Genomic DNA, 669 nt, shown 5'->3' with positions numbered 1-669 from the left:
CCAACTCCTACAGGTCCATACAGCACGAGATTCTGCTTCTGATTTATAAAACTGACATTTTCCAGTTCTTCTTTTGTGAGTGCTGGTGGAAGCTGCACCTGTTTATATGAATACCCTTCAAATGCTTTGTAAACAGGAAAGTGTGCACGCTTGATAAGCCTTGCCTTTTTGTTTTCCTCACGCCTGGCCAGCTCACGCAGCAGAGCATCTTTAAGATACTCTATCTGCTTGGGAGTTCCTTCTGTTTTACACATTTCAGGAATCGCTGTAGTAAAAAATAGTTTTTTGCAGGCTTCCATGATTGCCTGATCTGTTTCTGCCTGTTGCTTTGCTGTGATCATGATGCATGCACCTCCTCGGATAACGTATTTTGACCATATATAAACAGTTCATCATATATACTTAGATTGGGTCCATTTTCCGGCGGTGTTTCAATTCCATAACCTGTAATACGAGCAGCCAGAACAGTAACATCACTTTTATTGACATTTCCATTCTCCACAGCCATTTCCATTGCTTTTAAAGAGGCTTCATAGCCATACTCATGGGCAACTTCGTTTAGCAGCCGTAATCCTGCCTTTAATTCCGGTTTTGGTAAGGAATCCAAATAATCACGCAGTATCTCAGATGCATCTGCCCGGACACCACTGTTTCTCCATGCCCCGGAAT

General features: G+C 42.6%; 2 protein-coding genes. Both read right to left on the bottom strand.

Annotation, left to right across the window (positions count from 1 at the left end; all coding sequences use genetic code 11):
- A partial coding sequence (locus ACTNBF_RS16515; RefSeq protein ID WP_441089710.1) for an ATP-binding protein occupies window positions 1-341 on the bottom strand: 341 nt, incomplete at its 3' end.
- A partial coding sequence (locus ACTNBF_RS16510; RefSeq protein ID WP_441089709.1) for a hypothetical protein occupies window positions 338-669 on the bottom strand: 332 nt, incomplete at its 5' end. The genes ACTNBF_RS16515 and ACTNBF_RS16510, both read right to left, overlap by 4 nt.

It is taken from the genome of Bariatricus sp. HCP28S3_A4 (assembly GCF_052066395.1).
Taxonomy (GTDB): domain Bacteria; phylum Bacillota; class Clostridia; order Lachnospirales; family Lachnospiraceae; genus Allocoprococcus.
Note: the sequence above shows the minus strand (reverse complement) of the source record. Positions and strands in the feature narration are given on the sequence as shown.